Consider the following 26,287-nt stretch of genomic DNA (forward strand, 5'->3'; position numbering starts at 1 on the left):
ACGGCTCGTGCAGCAGCACCCGGATCAGCTGAAAATGGAGGAGGAGCCCTTTTTAAAAGGGACAGTAAACACCGTCATTTATCATAATGACGCCAATTTATATACGGTTCTGAAAGTGAAAGTCACAGAGACCTCCGAAGCTATTGAAGATAAAGTCGTATCCGTGACGGGCTACTTCCCTGCGCTTCAAGAAGAAGAGACCTACACGTTTTACGGAAAAACCGTTACTCACCCAAAGTTCGGACTGCAATTTCAAGCTGAGCACTTCAAAAAGGAGATCCCGACAACAAAAGAAGGCGTCATTCAGTATTTGTCGAGCGATCTGTTTGAAGGAATCGGTAAAAAAACCGCTGAAGAGATTGTGAAAAAGCTGGGTGACAGAGCGATTAATAAAATTTTGGCTGATTCTTCAGTCCTTTATGATGTTCCGAGACTGTCAAAAAAGAAAGCTGACACCCTTGCCGGTGCCCTGCAGCGGCATCAGGGACTGGAGCAAATTATGATCTCGCTGAATCAATTTGGCTTCGGCCCTCAGCTGTCTATGAAAATCTATCAGGCCTATGAATCCGAGACGCTGGAAAAAATTCAGGAGAACCCCTATCAGCTTGTGAAAGACGTGGAAGGCATAGGGTTTGGAAAAGCAGATGAGCTCGGTGGAAGAATGGGGCTCTCAGGGAATCATCCTGAGCGGGTAAAAGCGGCTATTTTATACACGCTAGAAACGACATGCCTGTCAGAAGGGCATACGTACATAGAAACGAAACAGCTGATTATCGAAACCCAAACGCTGTTAAACCAGTCAGCGGCAGATGGGCAGCGCATTGCAGAAATGGATGCCGCTAACGCGATTATTGCGCTTGGGGAAAATAAGGATATTGTCATAGAAGATGAACGATGTTACTTTCCGTCGCTGTTTTTCGCTGAACAAAATGTGGCAAAGCGTGTGAAACAGATCGCAAGCCAAACTGAATATGACGACCAGTTTCCTGAATCAGAATTTCTGATGGCTTTGGGAGAATTGGAAGAGCGTATGAATGTTCAGTACGCGCCGAGTCAGAAGGAAGCGATACAAAAAGCGCTGTCGTCACCGATGCTTCTTTTAACGGGAGGACCGGGCACAGGAAAAACAACGGTCATCAGAGGCATTGTGGAATTGTATGGAGAACTTCACGGTGTTTCACTTGATCCGTCGGATTATAAAAAAGATGAAGTCTTTCCGATTGTGCTGGCCGCGCCCACAGGCAGAGCGGCGAAACGAATGAGTGAGTCAACTGGTCTTCCGGCTGTTACGATACACCGGCTGCTCGGCTGGAACGGTGCGGAAGGATTTACTCATACAGAGGACCAGCCGATTGAAGGGAAGCTTTTGATTATCGATGAAGCGAGTATGCTCGATATATGGCTTGCGAATCATTTGTTTAAAGCGATCCCTGATCATATTCAAATCATCATTGTCGGAGACGAAGACCAGCTGCCTTCCGTCGGCCCCGGTCAAGTGCTCAGAGACCTTTTGGCATCCCAGGTGATTCCGACTGTAAGGCTGACAGACATCTATCGACAAGCGGAAGGATCGTCCATTGTCGAGCTTGCCCACGAGATGAAAAACGGGCTGCTTCCAAACAACCTGACTGCCCCGACAAAGGATCGTTCCTTTATTCGCTGCGGTGGTTCGCAAATTAAAGAAGTGGTTGAGAAGGTTGTCGCGAATGCATTGAAAAAAGGATATACGGCAAAAGATATTCAGGTCCTCGCCCCGATGTACAGAGGCAAAGCCGGAATCAATGAGCTAAATGTGATGCTACAGGATATTTTAAACCCTCCAAAAGAAAAGCGGAGGGAAATTAAGTTCGGCGACGTTGTCTATAGAACCGGGGATAAAATTTTGCAGCTTGTCAATCAGCCGGAAAACAATGTGTTTAACGGCGACATTGGAGAAATCACTTCCATTTTCTATGCGAAGGAAAACACAGAAAAAGAAGACATGGCTGTTGTCTCTTTTGACGGCAATGAGATGACGTTTACGAAAAAAGACTTCAGTCAGTTTACTCATGCGTATTGCTGCTCTATTCATAAATCGCAGGGCAGTGAATTTCCGATCGTGGTTCTTCCTGTAGTGAAGGGCTACTATAGAATGCTCAGAAGGAACCTTCTATATACCGCTATCACGAGGGCGAAGAAATTTCTCATTTTATGCGGGGAAGAGGAAGCGCTGGAGTGGGGCGTGAAAAATAATGACGCGACTGTCAGACAGACCTCACTAAAAAACAGGCTGTCACAGCAGGCGGCTGAAATGGATGCTGAGCTTGCAGCTTTGCAAAAAGAGCTCCCGTTCAGCGTGCACGACGCAAATATCGGAATGGAAGGCATTACGCCATTCGATTTTATGAAAGAAGAACAGCTGTAAAAGGGGCTCCCGTATTTGCGGGAGCTTTTTTCATTGGGGGTGGAAGTGATTTCATCGTATGTGTCAAAGGTGAAAAGCAAAACCTAAGCCTGTTCAACAAAAGGTGGTTGATCACACTTTGAGAACATGCCATGAGGTAGAAGGATTTCCTGTATATTCAGAACAAACTTCTGTTTATCTTGGGACGATTTCTGATATTTGTTTTTCTCTTGAAGGAAATTGTCTCGGGTTTATTCTTGAACAAAAACGTCTTTTTCATAACCATCATGCGCTTTTACGTGCATGTGATATCAGTTGCATTCTTCATGACCGGATATTGGCTGCAGCCAATTCAGAGCAGCTTCTGCCTCTTCCGAAATCATGCTTCACATATGAGCAGATGAAAATGAAGCTCGTGAAATCGCAAGAGGGTGATATTTTGGGGATGCTGGAAGATGTATACTTTTGTTTGGACAGGGGCATAATCGTAGCATATGAACTCTCGGACGGTTTCTTTTCTGACTTGGCGGGATGTAAACGCCACATCCAAAGAGCAGATTCGCTTGTAGAGGTGCGGAAAGACGAGATCGTTCTGAACGGATAGAGGTGTGAGTATGCTTATATGCCCGAACTGCAAAAGTAAGGACATCGGGAAAATCGGCGTGAACCAATATTATTGCTGGGGCTGTTTCATTGAGCTGACAGTGGTCAAAGGGAAGATTGAAACTCATCAAGTGGAAGAAGACGGAACGCTAAGCAGCCTGGATGATTTGTTTTCTGAGGATGAACGCAGCATCAATTTTTAATATCGAAAGGAGATGCGCAGGATGAATCGGACAATGACTTCTCTTTTGGCGATGGGAGCCGGGGCTCTCGTGTACCGAATGGCGACTCAATCTGACATGCTGAATAATCGAAGCATGAAGCGGATGAGAAAAAGAATGATGAAAATGTTTTAAGGAATGAAGGATACTCTCTTTAGAGTATCCTTTTTATGTAAGCCATCAGTGAAGGGAAAACATAAAAGAATAATTCCTTATAATCCTCAAAAGATATAGGAGAGGTGAAAGCAGATGCTCCAGAAACCGGTGCAGCTTTTGTTATGGGTGGCCATTTGTTTATTGGTCCTGTTAACAGTCTATGTCTTTTGTATGCTTGATATGTTATGGTCTCCCCTATGGCTCGTCATAAAATCAATCTTTATTCCCTTGATCATTTCTATTTTTATTTCTTATTTATTACTTCCGGTCACTGAGTGGCTTCATGACAAAGGTCTGCCAAGGACATTAAGCATTTTGGTCATTTATGTTCTTTTTTTTGGCGGGCTGGGATGGGCATTATATAAGGGTGTGCCCGTTTTAATTGTGCAGCTGACGGATTTATCAGAAAATATACCTATGTTTGCCGAGACGTACAATGGGCTCCTTCTTCATGTGCATAATCATACAGATGACTGGCCGGACGGCATGCATCACCGCATAGACAAAATGATTAGGCAGACGGAGGCGTTTTTCGCTGGCACAATCGAAGGGGCAATCAGCGGAATTCGTAAAGTGCTCGACTATTTCTTAATCGCGGCAACGATTCCTTTTCTCGTGTTTTATATGGTTAAGGACATCGAATTAATGAAAAAAACGGTGTGGTATTTGACGCCGAAGTCGTGGAGGAAGCGGGGCAGCGCTTTTTTGCTAGATGTTGATGATTCTCTCGGTGATTACATTCGCGGCCAGCTGCTCGTCTGCTTAATTCTCGGAGCCGTAGCCGGTATCACATTTTGGATATTTGGCCTTCCGTATCCGCTGATACTGGGTCTTATCTCGGGTATTACGAATGTCATCCCGTACTTCGGCCCCTTTATCGGCGCTATTCCTGCGCTTTTGATAGCGATGACAATTTCTGTGAAGGCCGTCCTTGTCGTTGTCATTACGGTGTTCGTGCTTCAATTTTTGGAAGGAAATGTCCTCAGTCCGTTCATTGTCGGCAGAAGCCTCAAGATGCACCCTGTAGTGATTATGCTTGCGCTTCTTGCCGGAGGAGAGCTGGCGGGGATTGTCGGAATGATTCTGGCAGTGCCTGCTGCGGCTGTTTTAAAAGTGATGATGATCCATTTTCTGCGGATGCGGACGGAGCATTGACATTGGCGTGCCGCTTGTCTATAATTTCTCGTAGAATACATACGAATCTCGAGTGACGGATCTGAGTACGCCGAAGCCCTGTTAAAGAGAGAAGCTCCGTAAGCTGAAAGGAGCTTTATCAGAAGATCGGAGGAAGCTAATCCTGAGTGCAGTTAATCGCTGCCGCACATCCTGCGTTATGGGATGAAAGGTGACGGGCGAATTATAAGGCCCGTAATCAGGGTGGTACCGCGAGACAGCTCTCGTCCCTGTGTAAACGTGTGGTTTGCATAGGGGGAGGGCTTTTTTGCTGTCACTGAAGAGAATTTCGATTTTTATAGAGGAGGAAATACAATGAAACACTTAACTTCTGCTGAAGTGCGTCAAATGTTTTTGGATTTCTTTAAAGAAAAAGGACATGCTGTAGAGCCGAGCGCGTCATTAGTGCCGCATGAAGATCCTTCACTGCTTTGGATCAACAGCGGTGTTGCGACGCTGAAAAAATATTTTGACGGCCGCGTTGTGCCGGAAAATCCGAGAATCGTAAACGCTCAAAAAGCAATCAGAACAAACGATATTGAAAATGTGGGTAAAACCGCGCGCCATCACACATTTTTTGAAATGCTCGGAAACTTTTCCATCGGCGATTATTTTAAAGAAGAAGCGATCACATGGGCTTGGGAGTTTTTAACGAGTGACAAGTGGATTGGTTTTGATGAAGAGCTTCTTTCTGTTACGGTTCATCCGGAAGATGAAGAAGCATATGAGTTTTGGGCGAAAAAAATCGGTATTCCGGAAGAAAGAATTATTCGCCTGGAAGGGAACTTCTGGGACATCGGCGAAGGGCCGAGCGGACCGAACACAGAAATTTTCTACGACCGCGGTGAAGCGTATGGGAACGATCCAGATGATCCAGAGCTTTATCCAGGCGGAGAAAATGACCGTTACCTTGAAGTATGGAACCTTGTATTCTCTGAGTTCAACCATAACCCGGACGGCACATATACACCGCTTCCGAAGAAAAACATTGATACAGGCATGGGACTTGAAAGAATGGTATCTGTCATCCAGAATGTCCCGACAAACTTCGATACTGATTTGTTTGTCCCAATCATCAAAGCGACAGAAACGATTTCTGGTGAAGCATACGGCCAAGACAATGTAAAAGACACTGCATTTAAAGTCATCGCCGACCATATCAGAACGGTTGCTTTTGCTGTCAGTGACGGGGCCCTTCCGTCAAATGAAGGACGCGGCTATGTATTAAGACGTTTATTGCGCCGCGCTGTGCGTTATGCCAAAACGATCAACATCAACCGTCCGTTCATGTACGATCTTGTTCCGGTTGTTGCTGAGATCATGGCTGCTTTCTACCCTGAAGTCAAAGAGAAGGAAGAATTCATCTCAAAAGTCATTAAAACAGAGGAAGAACGCTTCCACGAAACACTGAATGAAGGGCTTGCCATCTTGTCAGAAATGATCAAAAAGGAAAAAGATAAGGGCAGCAGCGTCATTTCAGGTGCGGATGTGTTTAAACTTTACGACACGTACGGATTCCCAGTTGAACTGACTGAAGAATATGCGGAAGACGAGAACATGACAGTTGACCATAAAGGCTTTGAAGAAGAAATGAACCAGCAGCGCGAGCGGGCCAGAAATGCTCGTCAGGATGTTGGCAGCATGCAGGTGCAGGGCGGCGCATTACGCGACATCACAGAAGAAAGCACATTTGTCGGCTACTCCCAAACAAAGGCTGATGCCAATGTGATTGTGCTTCTGCGGGACGGCCAGTTAATTGACGAAGCGCATGAAGGCGAAACTGTACAGATCATTCTTGACGAAACACCTTTCTATGCGGAAAGCGGCGGTCAAATCGGCGACAAAGGCTTTTTACGCAGCGAGCAGGCAGTGGTAAAAGTGAAAGATGTGCAAAAAGCGCCGAACGGCCAGCATGTGCATGAAGGTGTTGTCGAGAGTGGAACCGTTCAAAAAGGCATGCATGTAATAGCTGAGGTTGAAGATCATATGAGAAGCGGCGTCATTAAAAACCATACGGCAACGCACTTATTGCACCAGGCATTGAAAGATGTTCTCGGAACGCATGTCAATCAGGCAGGCTCTCTTGTAACTGAAAACCGCCTTCGTTTCGACTTCTCACACTTCGGGCAAGTGACAAAAGAAGAGCTCGAACGAATTGAAGTTATTGTAAACGAAAAGATTTGGGCAAGCATCCCGGTCAGCATAGATTTGAAACCGATCGCTGAAGCAAAAGAAATGGGAGCTATGGCTCTGTTCGGAGAAAAATACGGTGATATTGTAAGGGTTGTTCAAGTCGGAGATTACAGCCTTGAGCTTTGCGGCGGATGCCATGTCAGCAACACAGCGGAAATCGGCTTATTTAAAATCGTATCTGAGTCTGGAATCGGAGCTGGCACTAGAAGGATTGAAGCTGTAACAGGACAAGGCGCTTACGTAGAAATGAACAGCCAGATCTCCGTTTTGAAGCAGACTGCCGACGAACTGAAAACAAATATCAAAGAAGTGCCGAAACGCGTTGCTGCGCTGCAGGCTGAGCTGAAGGAAGCGCAAAGAGAAAATGAATCTCTTCTGGCGAAACTCGGCAACGTTGAAGCAGGCGCCATACTATCAAAAGTAAAAGAAGTTGATGGTGTCAGCGTGCTTGCGGAAAAGGTAAACGCCAAAGATATGAACCATCTCCGTACAATGGTTGATGAACTGAAAGCAAAAATCGGCTCTGCGGTCATCGTGCTTGGCGCTGTGCAAAATGATAAAGTCAATATTTCTGCCGGTGTTACTAAGGATCTGATTGAGAAAGGCCTTCATGCCGGCAAGCTTGTTAAACAAGCCGCGGAAGTTTGCGGCGGAGGCGGCGGAGGCCGTCCGGACATGGCACAGGCAGGCGGAAAGCAGACGGAAAAATTAGAAGAAGCCTTGGCTTCTGTAGAAGATTGGGTGAAATCCGTTTTATAATTTGCCCATGTAGTGTAGAATGATGGTAAGATAAGGACCCCAGGCTGAACTTTGCCTGCGAATTTGGGAAAGAGGTGCAAAACGGTGAGCTCGTTTGATAAAACGATGAAATTTAATTTCTCCGATGATTCTGCCGAAACTAACGTAAATGAGGTGCTGATTACAGTGTATGACGCGCTTCAGGAAAAGGGCTACAATCCAATCAATCAGATTGTCGGATACTTGCTGTCAGGTGATCCCGCTTATATTCCTAGGCATCGTGACGCTCGCAATTTAATTCGCAAACTTGAAAGAGACGAATTAATCGAGGAATTGGTGAAGTCTTATTTAGAACAGCATAAAGAGGCGTAAATAAACAATGAGAATATTAGGGCTCGATTTAGGAACCAAAACACTCGGTGTTGCTCTGAGCGACGAAATGGGCTGGACTGCTCAAGGCATTGAGACCATAAAGATAAATGAAGCAGAGGGCGATTACGGATTACCTCGTTTATCTGAACTGACAAAAGACTATACTATAGATAAGATCGTGCTCGGCTTTCCTAAAAACATGAATGGAACTGTCGGCCCGAGAGGCGAAGCCAGCCAAGCATTTGCGAAAGTGCTTGAAACCACGTACAATGTACCTGTTGTGCTGTGGGACGAGCGTCTTACCACAATGGCGGCTGAAAAAATGCTGATTGCCGCTGATGTCAGTAGGCAGAAACGAAAAAAAGTCATTGATAAAATGGCGGCTGTTATGATTCTGCAAGGATATCTTGACAGTTTAAATTAAAGCCAGAGGTGAATATAATGGAACACGGCGAAAAAAATATTACAATTGTTGACGATCAAGGAAATGAACAGCTTTGCGAAGTGCTATTTACATTTGAAAACGAAGAGTTTGGCAAATCTTATGTTTTGTACTACCCAATTGAAACAAAGAATGAGGAAGAAGTAGAAATTCTTGCTTCCAGCTTTACGCCAAACGAAGATGGTGAAGACGGCGAACTATACCCGATCGAAACCGATGAAGAATGGGATATGATCGAAGAGACATTAAACACGTTTTTAGCGGAAGAAGACGAAGAGTAAAAACCGCGCCAAAAGCCGGAGCCTATACTGCTCCGGCTTTTTTTTCTGCTTATAAAGAGACGTTTTTTTGTAATAAATTGCCGAAACAGCATGAATCATGTAGTATAAAAGCTGATGGGAGGAGACCTTATGTATATTAATCAGCAAAAAAAATCCTTTCTAAATAAAAAAAGAATTGTACTGTCTTCCGTTATTGTGCTGCTTCTCATCATAGGCGGAGCATTTTTATATGGGAAATCACTGCTGGAACCTGTTGAAAAAAACAATAAAACGACAGTTAATATTAACATTCCGAGCGGATCATCTGTATCTGCGATCGCATCGATTTTGAAGGAAAACAATGTCATAAAAAGTGAAAAGGCATTTCAGTACTATGTGAAATATAAAAAAGCTTCGGGATTCCAAGCCGGGTACTATCATCTGAACAAAGGAATGGATCTTGATGCCATTATCAAGAAGCTGACAAACGGGGCTACAAGCTACGCCTTTCAAATTACGGTGCCTGAGGGGAAACAGCTGACACAAATCGCCACAGCCATTGCTGAGGAAACGAAATACTCAACAAAACAGGTCATGGCAAAGCTGGACGATAGAACGTTTATCAATCAGCTGAAAAAGGAATTTCCGGACACCGTTACAAACGATGTTTTTCAGAAAAATATAAAGCATCCGCTGGAAGGATACCTATTCCCGGCTACATATCCATTCCACGATCCTGATACGTCGCTTGAGGACATCATAACCGAGATGATGAAACAGACAGATTCTTATGTGAAGACATACAAAACAGAAATGAAGAAAGAAAAGCTTTCTGTGCATAAGCTGCTGACGATGGCTTCTTTGATTGAAGAGGAAGCGACTGAAAAAGCCGATCGCCATAAAATATCCAGCGTCTTTTATAACAGGCTGAAAAAGAAGATGCCGCTTCAGACAGATCCGACCGTCTTGTATGCGGCTGGCAAACATAAAGACCGGGTGCTTTATAAGGACCTTGAAATTGATTCGCCGTACAACACGTATAAAAACACCGGTCTGCCGCCAGGTCCGATTGCCAATGCCGGAATGTCGTCTTGGGAAGCGGCGCTTCATCCGGATAAAACGGACTATCTGTACTTTTTAGCAAAATCAAACGGTGAGGTCGTATTTACGAAAACATTAAAAGAACATAATAAAGCAAAAGAAAAATATATTTCGGCAAAAAATCAGAAATAAAAGGAGAGCAAAAGCTCTCCTTTTATTCGCATTTCGCAAGGTTTTATGATAAAATATATCGGGTTGTTTACTAACGTATACAAGTTGTGCTCAGAGAGTGTCCTGTGTCAAAGACTGGGGCACTCCTTTTTAGAACGGGAGGCTGTTTGTTGTGACAGACCGCTATGAACAAATAAATGACTATATAGAAGCATTATTGAAGCCTCAGCCGGATAACCTGAGGAAACTGGAAGCATATGCGGAAGAACATCATGTTCCGATTATGGAAAAAGCGGGCATAGAAGTGCTGCTCCAAATCTTGTCAGTCAAACAGGCGAAGAAAATACTGGAGATCGGAACGGCTATCGGTTACTCGGCCATTCGAATGGCGCTGGCACTGCCTTCTGCAGAAATATATACGATTGAACGCAATGAGACACGCCATGAGGAAGCTATTCACAACATAAAGGATTTTCAGCTTGATGACCGAATCCATGTGTTTTATGGGGACGCGCTCGAATTAGCAGAAGCCGTTCATGTCACAGCGCCATATGATGTGATTTTCATTGATGCTGCTAAAGGTCAATATCAAAACTTTTTTCACTTATATGAACCGATGCTTTCGCCAGACGGGGTGATTTTAACAGATAACGTGCTGTTTAAAGGTCTGGTGGCAGAGGATTACAGCAAAATAGAATCAAAAAGAAGACGCAGGCTGGTATCGAAAATTGATGAGTATAATCATTGGCTGATGAATCATCCGGATTATCAAACTGCGATTATCCCTGTTGGGGACGGGCTTGCGATTAGTAAAAAGAAGAGGTGAACGTCATGAAAAAACCAGAGCTCTTAGTCACACCGACGAGTACGGCAGACATTTTGCCGCTGATTCAGGCGGGGGCAACTGCGTTTTTAGTTGGGGAACAGAGATACGGTCTGAGATTAGCTGGGGAATTTTCCCGTGAAGAGGTAACGAAAGCCGTAGATATTGCCCATAACGAAGGAGCAAAAGTATACGTTGCCGTAAACGGAATTTTTCATAACGATAAAGTGGGAGAACTTGGCGATTACCTTGCTTTCTTAGCGGAAACGGGCGTTGATGCAGCTGTATTCGGTGATCCTGCCGTTCTTATGGCTGCGCGTGAATCAGCGCCGGAACTGAAGCTTCATTGGAGCACAGAAACGACAGGAACCAACTATTACACATGCAACTACTGGGGACGTAAAGGCGCGGCTCGATCTGTGCTTGCCAGAGAATTAAATATGGACAGCATTGTCGAGATCAAAGAAAACGCAGAAGTTGAAATTGAAGTTCAGGTGCATGGAATGACCTGCATGTTTCAATCGAAACGCTCCTTGATCGGAAACTATTTCGAATACCAAGGCAAAGTCATGGACATTGAAAGAAAGAAAAAAGAATCCGGCATGTTCCTGCATGATAAGGAACGCCATAACAAATATCCGATTTTCGAAGATGAGAACGGCACACATATCATGAGCCCGAACGATGTGTGTATCATTGATGAACTTGAAGATCTAATAGATGCGGGAGTCGATTCGTTCAAAATCGACGGTGTTCTGAAATCATCTGAATACTTAGTGGAAGTCACCAGCATGTACAGAGAAGCGATTGATCTGTGTGCGGAAAACCGTGACGAATATGAAGCGAAAAAAGAAGACTGGGTCGAACGCATTGAAAACATTCAGCCAGTAAACAGAAAAATAGATACCGGCTTCTTCTTTAAAGAAACGGTTTATTAATGAAAAGGAGGTTACGCTATGACTGCCGTAAATGATAAGATTTCTAAAATAGTTGATGGTAAACGTGTGATTACGAAAAAGCCAGAGCTTCTCGCGCCTGCGGGGAATCTTGAAAAACTGAAAATTGCTGTACATTACGGAGCGGACGCCGTCTTTATCGGAGGGCAGGAATACGGGCTTCGTTCGAATGCGGATAATTTTACGATTGAAGAAATCGCAGAGGGCGTGGAATTTGCGAAAAAATACGGCGCGAAAATTTACGTCACAACAAATATTTTTGCCCATAACGAGAATATTGATGGGCTTGAAGAATATTTAAAAGCTCTCGGCGACGCCAACGTTGCCGGCATCATTGTGGCCGATCCGCTTATTATCGAAACCTGCCGCAGAGTAGCGCCTCATGTCGAGGTTCATTTGAGCACGCAGCAATCTCTCTCCAACTGGAAGGCTGTTCAGTTCTGGAAGGAAGAAGGGCTTGACCGTGTGGTGTTGGCCCGTGAGACAAGCGCGCTCGAAATCAGAGAAATGAAAGAAAAAGTAGATATCGAAATTGAATCCTTTATCCACGGTGCGATGTGTATTGCATACTCCGGTCGCTGTGTCCTGAGCAATCACATGACAGCCCGCGATTCCAACCGCGGAGGCTGCTGCCAGTCATGCCGCTGGGATTATGATTTATATCAAACCGACGGGGCCAATGCCGTTGCTTTATACAGTGAAGAAGATGCTCCGTTTGCAATGAGTCCGAAAGATTTGAAGCTAATTGAGTCGATTCCGAAAATGATTGAAATGGGCATCGACAGCTTAAAGATTGAAGGACGGATGAAATCCATTCATTACGTAGCGACAGTTGTCAGCGTATATCGTAAAGTAATTGACGCTTATTGCGCTGATCCCGATAACTTTGTGATTCAAAAAGAATGGCTGGAAGAGCTTGATAAATGCGCCAACCGTGATACTGCGACAGCCTTCTTCGAAGGAACACCAGGCTATGAAGAGCAAATGTTCGGCGAGCACGGCAAAAAAACAACATTTGATTTTGTCGGCTTAGTGCTGAATTATGATGAAGATACACAAATGGTCACTCTTCAGCAGCGCAATTTCTTCAAAAAAGGTGACGAAGTGGAATTTTTCGGTCCGGAAATCGAAAACTTTACACATACGATTGAAACCATTTGGGACGAAGACGGAAATGAGCTAGACGCTGCCCGCCATCCCCTGCAAATTGTCAAATTCAAATTAGACAAAAAGATTTATCCGAGCAACATGATGAGAAAGGGGAAGTAATCACCCATGGGTAAGAGTCCAGTAGTCATTGGAATCGCAGGAGGTTCCGGTTCAGGAAAAACGAGTGTCACACGTTCAATTTATGAACAATTCAAAGGACACTCGATTTTAATGATCCAGCAAGACCTCTATTATAAAGATCAAAGCCATCTTCCATTTGAAGAAAGGCTGAATACAAACTATGATCATCCGCTTGCGTTTGATAATGACTATTTAATCGAGCATATTCAAGATCTATTGAATTACCGTCCGATTGAAAAGCCGATTTACGATTATAAGCTCCACACACGGTCGGAAGAAACGGTTCACGTAGAGCCGAAAGACGTGATTATTCTTGAAGGCATTCTTGTTCTTGAAGATAAAAGGCTGCGCGACCTGATGGATATCAAGCTTTATGTAGACACAGACGCTGACTTGCGCATTATCAGACGGATTATGAGAGATATTAATGAGCGCGGGCGCTCTATTGATTCTGTTATTGAACAATATGTGTCTGTTGTCCGCCCGATGCACAATCAATTCGTTGAGCCGACAAAGCGGTACGCTGATATTATTATCCCGGAAGGCGGACAAAATCACGTTGCAATTGATCTGATGGTCACAAAAATTCAAACCATTCTTGAACAAAACGCGATTTTGTAATACCATAGCATAGACATAAATAACTCTGACCATATTATGTATAGGCAGGAAGGGGATGTGAAATTCCCTTCTTTCCCTGTTTATAAACGCGAAATATTTGCAGAACCACAAGATTCAGTTTAAGATAAACAGTACCAATATGGGAGAGAAGAACGAGGACTGCCCTGTGTTCTCATTCTTGTATTTTTAGTTTATGCTCTCATACATAATCGAAGATGTTGAGGGACAACCAGAAGGAGTGAAGGGACATGGCACAAGAGAAAGTTTTTCCTATGACTGTAGAAGGAAAACAAAAACTTGAACAAGAATTAGAATATTTGAAAACGGTTAAACGAAAAGAAGTAGTAGAGCGCATCAAAATCGCGAGAAGTTTCGGGGATCTTTCCGAAAACTCTGAATACGACTCAGCGAAAGAAGAGCAGGCATTCGTAGAGGGCCGTGTAACGACTCTTGAGAATATGATCCGCAATGCGAAAATCATTGAAGATGACGGCGGCTCTAACGTTGTCGGTTTAGGGAAAACCGTCACTTTCGTCGAACTGCCTGATGGCGATGAAGAATCTTATACAATCGTCGGAAGCGCTGAAGCTGATCCGTTTGAAGGGAAAATTTCGAACGATTCGCCGATTGCTAAAAGCCTGCTTGGCAAAAAAGTAGATGATGAAGTCACAGTTCAGACACCGGGCGGAGAAATGCTCGTGAAAATTGTGAAAATTTCATAATATCCGTTTAGCAAAGAAACACCTCGTCCACAATGTGGGTGAGGTGTTTTTTTATGAAGATATCGAAACGAATGAAGCTGGCTGTTCTGGCTTTTTTAATTGTGTTTTTTCTGCTTCTGCTGAGGCTGGCGGAAATTCAGCTGTTTTTCACAGAATCATTTTCTAAAAAGAAAATTAATTTAATACAGGAAAGTGTCAATCAGCGAACGGAGGAAGTGCTCATTTCTGACGGCAGAGGATCGTTTTTAGATCGAAACGGCCAGGCACTGACTGGCACAAGCGAGCCTGCGGTTGTCTTGTTCCCTTTTCTGTTAACACAGGATTGGCCGATTAAAAAAGTCGCAGAGATTCTCGGCATGTCTGAAGATGATTTGCATCAGACTCTTGCAAAATCGAAAAAACCAGTCATTTTACATCAAAAGAAAATCAAAACACTTTCGAAGGAATCTATTACAAAAATCAATTCTTTGAAATATCCTGGCATTTACGGCGTATATATGGAGAATGAAGACAAGCCCAGTCTTGCCTCGCATACGATAGGCACAACCAATCAAGATCCGGCGCTTCTCCGCAGTAAGTATCCTGATAAGGAAAACCTGCCGATTAAAACGAAAATCGGCACAACTGGTTTAGAGCGGACATTTGATGAGTTTTTGCTTCCGGAACAGGACACGAAGCTTTTGTATCATGTGGACGGAAAAGGAAACCCTTTGTTCGGCATGGACGTTAAATATACTGCTGAGGCCAACTCATTTTATCCGCTGCAAGTCAAAACAACAATTGATCACAGCATTCAAAAAGCGATAGAAGGCATACTAGATGATCAGGGGCTGAAAAAAGGAGGAGCGGTGCTGCTGGACATCGAAAAGAGCAGTGTATTGGGCATCGTAAGCAAACCGGATGCCGATGTGTCCAGGCAAAACACGCTTCAAAATTACATGCTGACGCCAATCTATCCCGGCTCCGTTTTTAAAACTGTGATAGCGGCAGCTGCGATTGAGCATAACGCGGTAAAGCCGAGTCAAACCTTTAATTGCAATTTAAACCTGTACGGCGAACCGGGAGACGATAAAGGAACCCTGTCCTTTGAAGAAAGTTTCGCGCAAAGCTGCAATTACACGTTTACAAGTCTTGCCGAACAATTAATGAAGAAAGACCATTCCGTCATTGAAGACATGTCAGAAAAACTGTCCCTTACAGATCGGGCAGGCTGGGAAGGAAAACTGTACCACGAGTCAGATTTCCGCCAATTCTATAATGAAAAAAGCGGCGTGATTTGGGGGGATGAAAAAGACAAATCAGTCAAAAAAGCAATTGCGCAAACAGCAATCGGGCAGAAAAATGTAAAGGTAACGCCACTCGAGGTAGCCAATATGATGGCGACAATCGCCCGCGGCGGAGAAAAGCGGCAGATCAAAATCGCAGAGCAGATTGAATACAAAAATGGTACAACGCTTGTGAAGTTTAAAGATCAGAAGCTCAAAGGAGAAACGATAGACAAATATACGGCGCAGCAGCTTCAAAAAATGCTGCGGCGGGTGGTGGAATCTCCTTCCGGAACGGGCAGAAGGTTTCAGGATCTTTCGTATACTGTAGCAGGGAAGTCAGGCACCGCCCAGACAGGCAAGCTTTCTAAAGAGAAAGAAACGCTTTATGAAAAATGGTTTGCCGGGTATTTTCCCACGGATAAGCCGAAATACGCGCTTGTCGTTTTACACATGGATACGCCGGGGGATAAGGCTCTGACAAATTCGGTGTTTTATGATATTGTTAAAAAAGTACACGAAATTGAAATCAATCAGAAATAGAACAACTTCTCAGCACATGATAAAATATATGCTGAGCCAAGAGGGATAAAGGAGTGCAGAATTATTGAGCAATAATCAATCTCGTTATGAAAACCGTGATAAGCGCAGGAAAGCTAATTTAGTGCTTAACATCTTAATCGCAATCGTATCTATTCTAATTGTTGTAGTAGCAGCCAATCTGTTCATTAACAGTCCTTCTAGCAAAGATGTCAGCAAGGATTCTGAAACGGCGCAAAAACAGGAATCTCCGGCTTCAGGAAAGACGGAAAAGAAATCGGATGAGGATATAAAAGACAGTAAGAAAGATACATCTGACAAAAGCGAAAAGGATTCTGAGAAATCTTCCGAGTCTGATTCAGATTCCAAAAAAGATGACTCTTCTAAAAGTGATGACTCTGATTCAGATTCAGACTCAAGCTCAGATTCAGATGACCCGCTTAAAGACGCAAAAGTCACAGAAGGCGGCTCATCAAGTGATGTGGAAAAAACGTATGAAAATCCTGACTGGAAAGCAGTCGGAACTGAGCAAAAGGGTGAGCATGCCGCCACTTATGATTCAAGCTCACAAGACTGGGCCGAAATGCTGAAAGCTATATCATATGCAACCGGTGTTTCAACAGATAACATGACCGTACTCTGGCTCGGAAATAACGGCAGCCCTCAGGATGCCAAAGGTAAGATTTTAGATAAAACGAGCGGAGAGAAATACCAGGTAACGATTACATGGGTTGACGGAAAAGGCTGGAAGCCCACGAAAGTAGAAAAATTAAAATAAACAAAAGCAGCCGAATCTTTCGGCTGCTTTTGTTTTACACCTCAGCTGCGAAATGAACAACGGCGCTGTAAAATATTTTTCCGTCTGCCACAGCAGTTTGATGCGAGACAGATTTCACACGCAGCATGATTGCTTTATTGTTTTCAATCTGTGTGTTGATTTTCTTTTCAAGCTCCTGCAGTGATGCCGCTTCGAAAAATTCTACTTTGTCTTTAATCAGTTCCAATTGAAAATTCATCTTTTGACCCCTCCGCCTTTACAAGTCATATGAAGTATAAGCCTTTTTATGCTATACACGCAATATATGACTGGATAAAAAACACAAGGTGTTTTAGTACCTACTTTCAAAAAGATGTGGTAAGATAGGAACTGTTCCATCATTAATTCATAGTATACTTATAGGAATTATAAAATATGGAGTGTGACAACTATGGGGCGTGAATTTATCCCTCTCTTTGAGGACTGGGCCGCGACTTACGATCAAACAGTTCAAGGTTTTGATATTCAGTATAAAGAGGCGTTCAGAGGCTATGATGACATTTTGGATGCCATTGTCAGCCGGTCAGGGATGCGTGTGTTAGAATTTGGACCAGGGACCGGCAACTTGACAGCGAAACTGCTTGAAGCGGAAAAATCTGTATTTGGTGTCGAGCCGTCTCCGGCGATGCGCAAGTTAGCATCTGACAAGCTCCGCGGCAGGGCAGAAATTGTCGACGGAGACTTCCTGACATTCCCTGAACCGCCATTTCAGGCTGACACGATTGTCAGTTCATATGCTTTTCATCATTTAACTGACGAAGAAAAACGAGCCGCAATAAAGCGATATGGCAAATACCTTCACATGCATGATAAAATAGTGTTTGCCGATACTGTCTTTGAACATGAGGAAGCGTATAATCAAGCTATTGATAAAGCACGTTCTCAGGGCTTTTATCAGCTGGCGAATGATTTAAAGACGGAGCATTATCCCACATTGGAAACGATGAAAGAGATGTTTACAGCTGAAGGTTTTGCAGTCCAATTCATTCAGCAAAACGATTTCGTGTGGATAATGGAGGCGATCAAACGGTAAAGTGAAGGGAATGTGTATAGATGAAACTAGCAGTCATCGGAGCAATGGAAGAAGAAGTAACCATCCTAAGAAACAAACTGGAAAATGCCAAAACAGAAACGATCGCGCACTGTGAATTTACGACAGGCCAATATGAAGGAACTGAAGTCATTCTTTTAAAATCAGGAATCGGAAAAGTGAATGCTGCGATCAGCACGACACTTCTGCTTGATCGCTACAAGCCTGATTATGTGATTAACACAGGCTCAGCTGGCGGATTTCATCATACACTGAATGTAGGAGACGTCGTCATTTCTACTGACGTTCGCCATCATGATGTAGATGTAACGGCCTTTGATTATGAATACGGACAGGTGCCAGGCCTTCCGGCTGCTTACGCCGCAGATGAAAAGCTGATCAGTATTACTGAAGAAGCGATTTCTGAGATTAATGACATTCAAGTTGCAAAGGGAACAATCGCAACAGGCGATTCCTTTATGAATGATCCGAAGCGGGTCGAAGAGGTGCGTGCGAGATTTTCTGATCTGTATGCGGTTGAAATGGAGGCAGCGGCAGTCGCTCAAGTGTGCTACCAGTTTAAAACGCCGTTTGTTGTGATCAGAGCATTATCTGATATCGCAGGAAAAGAATCACATGTTTCATTTGACCAATTTTTAGAGCAGGCCGCTGTTAACTCAACAGAGCTTGTGTTAAAAGTGATCAAACGAATTCATTAAAACGGGGGGAGTGTTCTCCTCCGTTTTCTCTAAAACAACCTCTATCAAGGAGGAGGACATATATGACAGTTATTACGGACATTACTGAGCTGATTGGGAATACACCGCTTCTCCGCTTGAAGAATTTTGATATTCCTGAAGGAGTGGCTGTATATGCCAAGCTGGAAATGATGAACCCTGGCGGAAGCATAAAAGACAGACTGGGAGACATGCTGATCCGTGACGCCCTGGAATCAGGCAAAGTAAAGCCCGGGGGAGTTATTATAGAGGCAACGGCCGGCAATACAGGTATCGGACTTGCCCTTAACGCCAGGAAACATGGCTTAAAGGCCATTTTCTGTGTCCCAGAACATTTCAGCAAAGAAAAGCAGCAGATTATGCAGGCGCTGGGAGCGTCAATCGTCCATACGCCACGTAAAGACGGAATGCAGGGAGCTATTCAAAAAGCGATACAGCTGGAGACAGAAATTAAAAATTCCTATTGTGTTTTGCAATTTAAAAACCAAGTAAATCCATCGACTTACTATAAGACTCTTGGTCCTGAAATATGGAAAGCGCTTGACGGCAATATTCATACGTTTGTCGCTGGTGCAGGATCAGGAGGCACATTCGCGGGAACAGCATCCTTTTTAAAAGAAAAACATCCCGCAGTCAAAACAGTGATTGTCGAACCGGAAGGCTCCATATTAAACGGCGGAGAGCCTCATGCTCATAAAACAGAAGGGATCGGCATGGAGTTTATCCCTGACTATATGGATGAGAGCCATTTTGATGCAATATATACGGTATCAGATAAGAATGCCTTTAGGCTTGTAAAAGAAGCGGCTGAAAAAGAAGGCCTGCTGATTGGAAGCTCTTCAGGTGCAGCGCTTTATGCGGCATTGGAGGAAGCGAAAAAATCGTCTGCCGGAACAAATATTGTCACAGTATTCCCAGACAGCAGTGATCGGTATATCAGCAAACATATATATGAAGGAGGCATCTGATATGAAGAAAAAAACATTGATGGTACATGGCGGGATTACAGGTGATGAGAAAACAGGAGCTGTTTCCGTACCGATATATCAAGTGAGCACGTACAAGCAGCCAAAAGCAGGCCAGCATACGGGCTATGAATATTCAAGAACGGCCAACCCGACAAGAACTGCGCTGGAAACGCTTGTGACAGAGCTCGAAGCCGGGGAGGCAGGTTATGCGTTCAGTTCTGGAATGGCTGCAATCACAGCTGTTATGATGCTGTTTAACAGCGGAGACCATGTTGTATTGACTGATGACGTGTACGGCGGGACATATCGTGTAATGACAAAGGTGCTTAACCGTCTCGGCATTGAATCAACTTTTGTGGATACAAGCAGCAGAGAAGAAGTGGAAAAAGCGATTCGTCCCAACACAAAGGCCATTTATATTGAGACACCGACAAATCCGCTTCTCAAAATCACCGATTTATCACTGATGGCAGATATTGCGAAAAAAGCGGGCGTTCTTCTAATCGTAGACAACACCTTTAACACCCCGTATTTTCAGCAGCCGCTTACTTTAGGCGCTGATATCGTGCTTCACAGTGCGACTAAATACCTCGGCGGGCACAGTGATGTTGTCGGCGGTTTAGTTATTACAGCTTCGAAAGAGCTTGGAGAAGAGCTGCATTTTGTGCAAAATTCAACAGGCGGCGTGCTTGGCCCTCAGGATTCTTGGCTGTTAATGAGAGGAATCAAAACACTGGGGCTCAGAATGGAAGCAATCGATCAAAATGCGCGGAAAATCGCTAGCTTTCTTGAGCAACATCCTGCTGTTCAAACGTTATATTACCCTGGTTCTCCAAACCATCCGGGGCATGAGCTTGCGACATCTCAAGGATCAGGCTTTGGAGGCATGATCTCCTTTGATATTGGCAGTGAAGAGCGAGTGGATGCCTTTTTAGGCAAACTTAAGCTGTTTACCATTGCGGAAAGCCTGGGCGCTGTAGAAAGCTTAATTTCTGTTCCGGCTAGAATGACACATGCCTCTATTCCGAGAGAGCGCCGGCTTGAGCTAGGCATTACGGACGGCTTGATCAGAATCTCTGTGGGAATAGAAGATGGAGAGGATTTGCTGGAAGATATCGAGCAGGCTCTTAACATTTTATAACAAATGGATAGATTTACTTTCTCTGTAAGCTGCCAGATTATATTATAATAGTTGTATACTATGAATCTGGCAGGTGATTCTTTTATGAAGAAGAATAGAATGAAATCATTAAAAGAAGACTACAAGCATTTTGCTTTTACCTTGCTTGCAGTCAGCACTTTTTTATATATAGGCGCGGTTCTTCCTGATCAGGGCTTAACGTTAGGCCAGAAATCGGTTATGTTTATGACGGATTGCGTGTTTTTAGCTGGCGCTTTCTTTTGCGCCGACCGTTCACTCGTATATAAGAAGCGCTTGGAAGAAGCCGATGAATAAAAAACAGCCATCAGTTGATGGCTGTTTTTTGTTATTCTTCCCGCAGCTCTTTTCCCATGCCTTTTAAAAACTGAAGACCGAAGCCGACTGCTCTGTTGATATCAGGGTCGTTCATCGCTTTTAAGAGATCGAGAATGCCGACCTTCTTGTCTTCTTTTAAAAAGCTTTGCGCCTGTTCGGTTCCCGCCATCACGCTTTCTAATAGCTTGCCTGTAAACGCAGGATCAGCCTTTGTCAAAGCGCCTCCAGCCGCCATCATCGTGTTGATGAGGTTTGTGACCGGCTCGCGAGATACCTGGCCAAGCGCGATTTTGGCGATGTCTTCTTTCGCCCTCAGCATGCTTGCCGCTGCATCAAAGATACCAAGCTCATTAAGTTCACTCATTAACGTCATTGTTTTCGAGACGGCATCCTCATTTTCCGTCAACAGCTCCTTCAGCTCCTCAATTTTCTCAAGCTTGATTTGCTCCGCTGTTTTTGTTTCTTTTTTGATTGTTGTAATCGGAGTGGCCATTTTCGTTTCCCCCTTTCAATTAATCAGTCAAATGGACATAACCAGGTCGATTCCATTTTCTTTCTGCCTCGACGCCGTTTTGCGGATTCCGTTTCTTGTTACGCGGGTTTGTTTTAGGAAGCGGTGCGCTTTCACAGCCTCCAAGCACCTCCATGCGAACCTTCGTCTGTTTGTAAGCAGGTGTGTTCGTGCGTTTATCAGCCGCAGGCCCTGTCAGGAAGTTAATCGCTGAATCCTTGTCTGTCGAGTTCATCGGCAGGTAGAGTTCATTTTTTCGCACACGGTCAGTAATGAGCGCATTTAATTTAACAGCTCCGAACGGAGAAACAAGGCGAACCAGTGAACCGTCACAAATGCCGCGCTCCTGTGCAAGCTCTGGCGATACTTCGACGAATACATTCGGCACTTTGGATTGAATGCCTTTCGATTTATTTGTCATATTTCCTTCATGGAAATGCTCAAGCATCCGGCCGTTATTGATATGAAGATCATATTCTTCAGGGAAAGCGGCAGGTTCAGTCCAATCAGACAGTGCAAAACGGGCTTTTTTGTCTGGGAAATTAAATCCGTCTTCATACAGAAGCGGCGTGCTTTCACCTGTGAAGCTGCCCCATAGGAAGCTGTTCCAGCCTTCAAGCACCTCATAGCTGGCTTTTCCAAACAGAGGAGAAAGGCTGGCCATTTCAGAGAAAATGTCGCTTGGATGGCTGTAGTTCCAGCCGGCTCCTAAGCGGTTTGCCACTTCTTGAATAATCCACCAGTCCGGTTTCGCGTCTCCAAGTGTCGGAAGCGCTTGATACAATCGCTGCACACGGCGCTCTGTATTGGTAAACGTTCCATCTTTCTCTAGAGATGGAGCGGCAGGCAAGACGACATCGGCATATTGAGCGGTTCTCGACAGGAAAATATCCTGAACCACGAAGAAATCAAGGCTTGATAAAATATCATGCACATGGTTCGCATTCGAATCAACCAGTGCCATATCTTCACCAACAAGGTACATGGCCTTCATCTTACCTTCTTCAATGGAATGAAGCATTTGGATATTGTCTAAACCTGGTTTTCCGTCAATCGCCACACCATAAGCCTTCTCAAATTTGGCACGAGCTTCGTCATCCGTAATATGCTGATATCCCGGAAGCCAGCCTGGCAGTGTTCCCATGTCGCAAGCGCCTTGTACATTATTGTGGCCGCGCAGAGGATAAGCGCCGGCACCCGGACGGCGGTAGTTGCCTGTTGCCAGAAGCAGGTTCGAAATCGCTGCTGACGTATCGGAGCCGCCTGTATTTTGTGTAACACCCATTCCCCAAAGAACACAAGTGCCGTCAGCATCACGAATCATCTCAGCAATTTGAATGATGTTTTCTTTTGAGAGGCCTGTGATGCGTTCTGCATAATCAAGGGTATAGGTTTTAAGTGTTTCTTTATAGTCTTCAAAGTAGTTCACGTTCTCATCAATAAACGCTTGATCATGCCAGCCTTGGTCAATCATATATTTTGTAACGGCCATCAGCCATACTTGGTCTGTACCTTGTTTAGGGCTAATAAACAGATCTGACCGCTCAGCCATCTCATTTTTCCGCAGGTCGGCAACGATCAATTTTTGTCCGTGGAGTTTGTGCGCCCGTTTAACGCGTGTTGCGAGCACCGGATGTCCTTCAGCCGGATTGGCGCCGACAATGATGACGAGACCGGCCTTGGCAATGTCTTTAATCGTGCCTGCGTCACCGCCCATACCGACAGTACGGAACAACCCGTCTGTTGCAGGAGACTGACAGTAGCGAGAGCAGTTATCGACGTTATTTGTTTCAAATACCTGACGCGCTAATTTTTGGATGACATAGTTTTCTTCATTCGTAATTTTAGAAGAAGAAATGAATCCGACAGAGCCTTTGCCGTATGTCTCTTTAATTGCACCTAATCTGCTAGCGACTAAATCGAGGGCTTCTTCCCAAGATGATTCAACAAAAGCCCCGTTTTTACGGATTAAAGGCTTTGTAATCCGTTCTTCAGAATTGACGAAATCCCAGCCGAATTTTCCTTTGACACATGTAGAAATCGCGTTAACCGGAGCGTCGGAAACAGGCTGGATCTTTAAGATATCCCGTCCTTTTGTCCATACTTCAAAGGAGCAGCCGACGCCGCAGAATGTACATACCGTTTTTGTTTTTTTCGTTCTTGTTTCACGCATAGCCGCTTCAACTTCAGAAATAGCGAAAATGCTGCCGTACCCCGGTTCAACATTTTTGACAAGGTCAATCATTGGTTCCATGACATCCTGTTTGATACCTGTCATAAAGCCAGCCTGGCCAAGCATTGATTTTTCCATCAGTGCATTACACGGACAAACCGTGACACATTGGCCGCAGCTGACACAAGAGGATTCATTGATGGGAACTCCTTCATCCCAAATAACCCGCGGCCGATCGCGTTCCCAGTCGATAGAGAGCGTTTCATTGACTTGAAGGTTCTGACATACCTCAACACACTGGCCGCAGGCGATGCATTGGTTTGGATCATAGCGGTAAAACGGGTGAGACATATCAACCGCACAAGACGGATCTTCTTTTGGCGTATAAGGGTATTTTTGATGCTCGATCCCCATCATTTCCGCTGTATTATGCAGCGTACAGTTCCCATTGTTATTATCGCAAACCGTACAATAAAGCAGGTGATTTTCAAGCAGCCGGTCCATTGCTTCGGTTTGCGCCTCTTTCACGCGATTTCCCGAAAGATCAATTGACATTCCGTTTTCAGCGACCGTAGAGCATGAACGAACCAGCTTGCCGTCTGCCTCTACAATGCATGTATCGCATGTTTGAATTGGGTCAACCTCTGGGACATGGCAGATTTGCGGATACTCAATCCCATTTTCATTTAAAATATCTAAAATTGTGGCCCCTGCTCGTGCTTGAATTTCTGTTCCGTCAACGCGGACACTGATCGACTTATCGTCCATCATATTCATATTCCCCTCCATCTTTCTATCAAGAAGTCAAAAAAAGCCATGTATAGATACACCTGTCTTTCATTCACAGAAGGTGTAAACACACATGGCGGAATAGTTCACTAGCAAGTCTTACTAACAGACCAATCCTTGATTTTTATAAACCGATAGACTCATAACAAGATCCTATTACAAATCCATCAACACTGCTTTTATTATAAAGTGATATTTATTATAATACAATATGACAGGAAAATTTTAACCAAGTGAAATGTCCTGAGGGGAACCGGGAACGGCCTTTTATGAAGGCAAAATCGGAAGGGGTAATGAGCATGTCAAAGAAAATTCATGAGTTCAATGATATTATTCGAAAACTTCGCAAAGAATTGTTCGGAAAAGGGCCTGAACGGATTCACACGGTATTTGTAGATAATATGGCTGTGTCAACGCTCTACGGCAACCTAAGCGCGAGCGAGCAGTTTATCGCCCGCACGCCTGAGGGAAGAGAGATGGTGCATGCGGCCCGTACAAGCCTGATTCAAGACCTTTACTCTAAAAAAACGCCGGAAGGAATGGAGGAACTGATCGGGGCTAAGCTTGTTCATTTGTTTTCTGACATCAAAATTGAAGAAAATATCGCCGTATCTGTATTTGTCTTTGATCGAAAAATTGATGACCAAAAAGAAGTCCTTTATAACTAGCATATTTGCCGTTGACACAAAATTGTCACATTTGTTATGATGTATTTACTGCAGTTATAGAAGGACAAAAGCAATGGAATATATGCACGAACTGTATATATTCTCTACCAATATCTTAATTCTGCTTGATGTTGTTGTATGGGTATGCAACAAGTTAGGCAGCATTCAAACACCTGATGGATACAGGTTATTTGAGTGCTGCCTTTTTTGTTGCTTTTCTTTTATAACTGTAAAAATGAAGAAACAATGGAGGCGTATGTAGTATGGGTTTTCGGAAACCGGATGAAATAGCAGAAGCAGCAATTGAAGCAGGGATGAAAAAGGTAAAGCTTCCGCTGCTGTCTCTCTTGGTGCTTGGGTTTTTAGGCGGTGCCTTTATCGCATTCGGCTATTTGCTTGATATCAGGGTGATCGGCGATCTTCCAAAAGAATGGGGAAGCCTGTCCAGTTTTATCGGTGCTGCGGTATTTCCTGTAGGACTGATACTTGTGGTTCTTGCAGGGGCTGAACTGATTACAGGAAATATGATGTCAGTGGCAATGGCGTTATTTTCTAGAAAAATATCACTAAAGGATTTGGCGGTTAATTGGGTGATCGTCACCATTATGAATCTAATCGGCGCTTTGTTTGTTGCTTACTTTTTCGGTCATCTTGTCGGCTTAACCGAAACGGGGCCATATTTGGAAAAGACGATTGCTGTCGCGCAAGGAAAGCTTGATATGAGCTTTGGCAAGGTTCTCGTTTCCGGCATCGGCTGTAACTGGCTGGTCTGTCTTGCAGTTTGGCTTTCCTTCGGTGCTCAAGATGGAGCAGGGAAAATTTTTGGCATCTGGTTCCCTGTCATGGCCTTTGTGGCAATCGGATTTCAGCACGTTGTCGCCAACATGTTTGTGATTCCGGCTGCCATTTTTGCAGGCTCGTTTACGTGGGGGCAGTTTATCGGAAACCTCATACCGGCTTTTATCGGCAATGTTATTGGAGGAGCCGTGTTTGTCGGATTCATCTATTTTATTGCATATCACAAGAAAGACCGCTTAAGAAAAGAAATGAAGCAGGTCTCATAAACAAGGGACAAAGACAATCGATAAATCACACAATTTACGTCCATTTTTAGAAAAAGATGTTTACAAAATGGAATTTGGTGGAT

At 44.2% G+C, this 26,287-nt stretch carries 27 protein-coding genes; 24 read left to right on the plus strand and 3 right to left on the minus strand.

Annotation, left to right across the window (positions count from 1 at the left end; all coding sequences use genetic code 11):
• The first annotated feature begins 7 nt into the window (after positions 1-7).
• The 17 genes from recD2 (at position 8) to V6D42_RS01850 (ending at position 16,748) form a co-directional block, all read left to right on the plus strand.
• Positions 8-2,404, plus strand: coding sequence for an SF1B family DNA helicase RecD2 (gene recD2, locus V6D42_RS01770; RefSeq protein WP_333512199.1), 2,397 nt, complete (start codon positions 8-10; stop codon positions 2,402-2,404).
• A 118-nt stretch (positions 2,405-2,522) separates the two neighbouring features.
• Complete coding sequence (locus tag V6D42_RS01775; RefSeq protein ID WP_442893189.1) at positions 2,523-2,987, plus strand: PRC-barrel domain-containing protein; 465 nt, start codon at positions 2,523-2,525, stop codon at positions 2,985-2,987.
• Between the two features lie 10 nt (positions 2,988-2,997).
• Complete coding sequence (locus tag V6D42_RS01780) at positions 2,998-3,189, plus strand: hypothetical protein (RefSeq protein ID WP_010335110.1); 192 nt, start codon at positions 2,998-3,000, stop codon at positions 3,187-3,189.
• 21 nt (positions 3,190-3,210) lie between these two features.
• On the plus strand, positions 3,211-3,342 hold the full coding sequence (locus V6D42_RS01785; protein WP_308398696.1) for a YrzQ family protein: 132 nt from the start codon (positions 3,211-3,213) through the stop codon (positions 3,340-3,342).
• A 114-nt stretch (positions 3,343-3,456) separates the two neighbouring features.
• Positions 3,457-4,518, plus strand: a complete 1,062-nt coding sequence (locus V6D42_RS01790) for an AI-2E family transporter (protein ID WP_326329151.1) — start codon at positions 3,457-3,459, stop codon at positions 4,516-4,518.
• A 333-nt stretch (positions 4,519-4,851) separates the two neighbouring features.
• Entirely contained in the window at positions 4,852-7,488 is a 2,637-nt protein-coding gene (gene alaS / locus V6D42_RS01795; RefSeq protein WP_333512201.1) for an alanine--tRNA ligase, read from the plus strand.
• Positions 7,489-7,572: 84 nt separating this feature from the next.
• The gene (locus V6D42_RS01800) at positions 7,573-7,839 is read left to right on the plus strand and encodes an IreB family regulatory phosphoprotein (RefSeq protein ID WP_003225903.1); all 267 of its coding nucleotides are present in this window, start codon (positions 7,573-7,575) and stop codon (positions 7,837-7,839) included.
• Between the two features lie 7 nt (positions 7,840-7,846).
• The gene (gene ruvX / locus V6D42_RS01805) at positions 7,847-8,263 is read left to right on the plus strand and encodes a Holliday junction resolvase RuvX (RefSeq protein ID WP_010335106.1); all 417 of its coding nucleotides are present in this window, start codon (positions 7,847-7,849) and stop codon (positions 8,261-8,263) included.
• A gap of 17 nt (positions 8,264-8,280) precedes the next feature.
• Complete coding sequence (locus V6D42_RS01810; protein WP_333512202.1) at positions 8,281-8,562, plus strand: DUF1292 domain-containing protein; 282 nt, start codon at positions 8,281-8,283, stop codon at positions 8,560-8,562.
• 129 nt (positions 8,563-8,691) lie between these two features.
• Positions 8,692-9,774, plus strand: coding sequence for an endolytic transglycosylase MltG (gene mltG / locus V6D42_RS01815; protein WP_010335104.1), 1,083 nt, complete (start codon positions 8,692-8,694; stop codon positions 9,772-9,774).
• A 151-nt stretch (positions 9,775-9,925) separates the two neighbouring features.
• Positions 9,926-10,579 (plus strand): O-methyltransferase, encoded by a 654-nt coding sequence (locus V6D42_RS01820; protein WP_333512203.1) that lies wholly within the window; start codon positions 9,926-9,928, stop codon positions 10,577-10,579.
• Positions 10,580-10,584: 5 nt separating this feature from the next.
• Positions 10,585-11,514, plus strand: a complete 930-nt coding sequence (locus V6D42_RS01825) for a peptidase U32 family protein (RefSeq protein ID WP_333512204.1) — start codon at positions 10,585-10,587, stop codon at positions 11,512-11,514.
• A gap of 18 nt (positions 11,515-11,532) precedes the next feature.
• Positions 11,533-12,801, plus strand: a complete 1,269-nt coding sequence (locus V6D42_RS01830; RefSeq protein ID WP_095714641.1) for a peptidase U32 family protein — start codon at positions 11,533-11,535, stop codon at positions 12,799-12,801.
• Between the two features lie 6 nt (positions 12,802-12,807).
• On the plus strand, positions 12,808-13,443 hold the full coding sequence (udk, locus tag V6D42_RS01835) for a uridine kinase (protein WP_010335100.1): 636 nt from the start codon (positions 12,808-12,810) through the stop codon (positions 13,441-13,443).
• A gap of 248 nt (positions 13,444-13,691) precedes the next feature.
• The gene (gene greA, locus V6D42_RS01840) at positions 13,692-14,165 is read left to right on the plus strand and encodes a transcription elongation factor GreA (protein WP_010335099.1); all 474 of its coding nucleotides are present in this window, start codon (positions 13,692-13,694) and stop codon (positions 14,163-14,165) included.
• Between the two features lie 53 nt (positions 14,166-14,218).
• Positions 14,219-15,973, plus strand: coding sequence for a peptidoglycan D,D-transpeptidase FtsI family protein (locus V6D42_RS01845; RefSeq protein WP_333512205.1), 1,755 nt, complete (start codon positions 14,219-14,221; stop codon positions 15,971-15,973).
• Between the two features lie 64 nt (positions 15,974-16,037).
• Positions 16,038-16,748, plus strand: a complete 711-nt coding sequence (locus V6D42_RS01850; RefSeq protein ID WP_333512206.1) for a YrrS family protein — start codon at positions 16,038-16,040, stop codon at positions 16,746-16,748.
• A 34-nt stretch (positions 16,749-16,782) separates the two neighbouring features.
• Here the strand turns inward: V6D42_RS01850 and V6D42_RS01855 are convergent, their stop codons facing one another.
• Entirely contained in the window at positions 16,783-16,986 is a 204-nt protein-coding gene (locus tag V6D42_RS01855; protein ID WP_326130782.1) for a YrzA family protein, read from the minus strand.
• A 192-nt stretch (positions 16,987-17,178) separates the two neighbouring features.
• On the opposite strand from V6D42_RS01855, the gene V6D42_RS01860 reads away from it, so the two are divergent.
• From V6D42_RS01860 to V6D42_RS01880, 5 genes are all read left to right on the plus strand, one after another.
• Positions 17,179-17,820, plus strand: a complete 642-nt coding sequence (locus tag V6D42_RS01860) for a class I SAM-dependent methyltransferase (protein WP_333512207.1) — start codon at positions 17,179-17,181, stop codon at positions 17,818-17,820.
• A gap of 20 nt (positions 17,821-17,840) precedes the next feature.
• Positions 17,841-18,536: a 5'-methylthioadenosine/S-adenosylhomocysteine nucleosidase gene (gene mtnN / locus V6D42_RS01865; RefSeq protein ID WP_333512208.1), complete on the plus strand. Its 696-nt coding sequence runs from the start codon at positions 17,841-17,843 to the stop codon at positions 18,534-18,536.
• A gap of 62 nt (positions 18,537-18,598) precedes the next feature.
• Positions 18,599-19,522, plus strand: a complete 924-nt coding sequence (locus V6D42_RS01870; RefSeq protein WP_333512209.1) for an O-acetylserine dependent cystathionine beta-synthase — start codon at positions 18,599-18,601, stop codon at positions 19,520-19,522.
• 1 nt (position 19,523) lies between these two features.
• Positions 19,524-20,663: a bifunctional cystathionine gamma-lyase/homocysteine desulfhydrase gene (locus V6D42_RS01875; RefSeq protein ID WP_010335092.1), complete on the plus strand. Its 1,140-nt coding sequence runs from the start codon at positions 19,524-19,526 to the stop codon at positions 20,661-20,663.
• An 84-nt stretch (positions 20,664-20,747) separates the two neighbouring features.
• Positions 20,748-20,978, plus strand: a complete 231-nt coding sequence (locus V6D42_RS01880) for a YrhC family protein (RefSeq protein ID WP_010335091.1) — start codon at positions 20,748-20,750, stop codon at positions 20,976-20,978.
• A gap of 31 nt (positions 20,979-21,009) precedes the next feature.
• Here V6D42_RS01880 and V6D42_RS01885 read toward each other — a convergent pair whose 3' ends face one another.
• Positions 21,010-21,492: a DUF1641 domain-containing protein gene (locus tag V6D42_RS01885; protein WP_010335090.1), complete on the minus strand. Its 483-nt coding sequence runs from the start codon at positions 21,490-21,492 to the stop codon at positions 21,010-21,012.
• Between the two features lie 19 nt (positions 21,493-21,511).
• Complete coding sequence (gene fdhF, locus V6D42_RS01890; RefSeq protein ID WP_333512210.1) at positions 21,512-24,454, minus strand: formate dehydrogenase subunit alpha; 2,943 nt, start codon at positions 24,452-24,454, stop codon at positions 21,512-21,514.
• A 317-nt stretch (positions 24,455-24,771) separates the two neighbouring features.
• Here fdhF and V6D42_RS01895 point away from each other — a divergent pair, with 317 nt between their 5' ends.
• Together V6D42_RS01895 and V6D42_RS01900 are read left to right on the plus strand one after the other, a co-directional pair.
• Positions 24,772-25,140: a DUF2294 domain-containing protein gene (locus V6D42_RS01895; RefSeq protein WP_010335088.1), complete on the plus strand. Its 369-nt coding sequence runs from the start codon at positions 24,772-24,774 to the stop codon at positions 25,138-25,140.
• A gap of 263 nt (positions 25,141-25,403) precedes the next feature.
• Positions 25,404-26,204 carry a formate/nitrite transporter family protein gene (locus tag V6D42_RS01900; RefSeq protein ID WP_010335087.1) on the plus strand — a complete coding sequence of 267 codons (801 nt, stop codon included), beginning with the start codon at positions 25,404-25,406 and terminating at the stop codon, positions 26,202-26,204.
• The last annotated feature ends 83 nt before the right edge of the window (positions 26,205-26,287 follow it).

The organism is Bacillus sp. 0909A (genome assembly GCF_036765115.1).
Taxonomy (GTDB): domain Bacteria; phylum Bacillota; class Bacilli; order Bacillales; family Bacillaceae; genus Bacillus; species Bacillus mojavensis.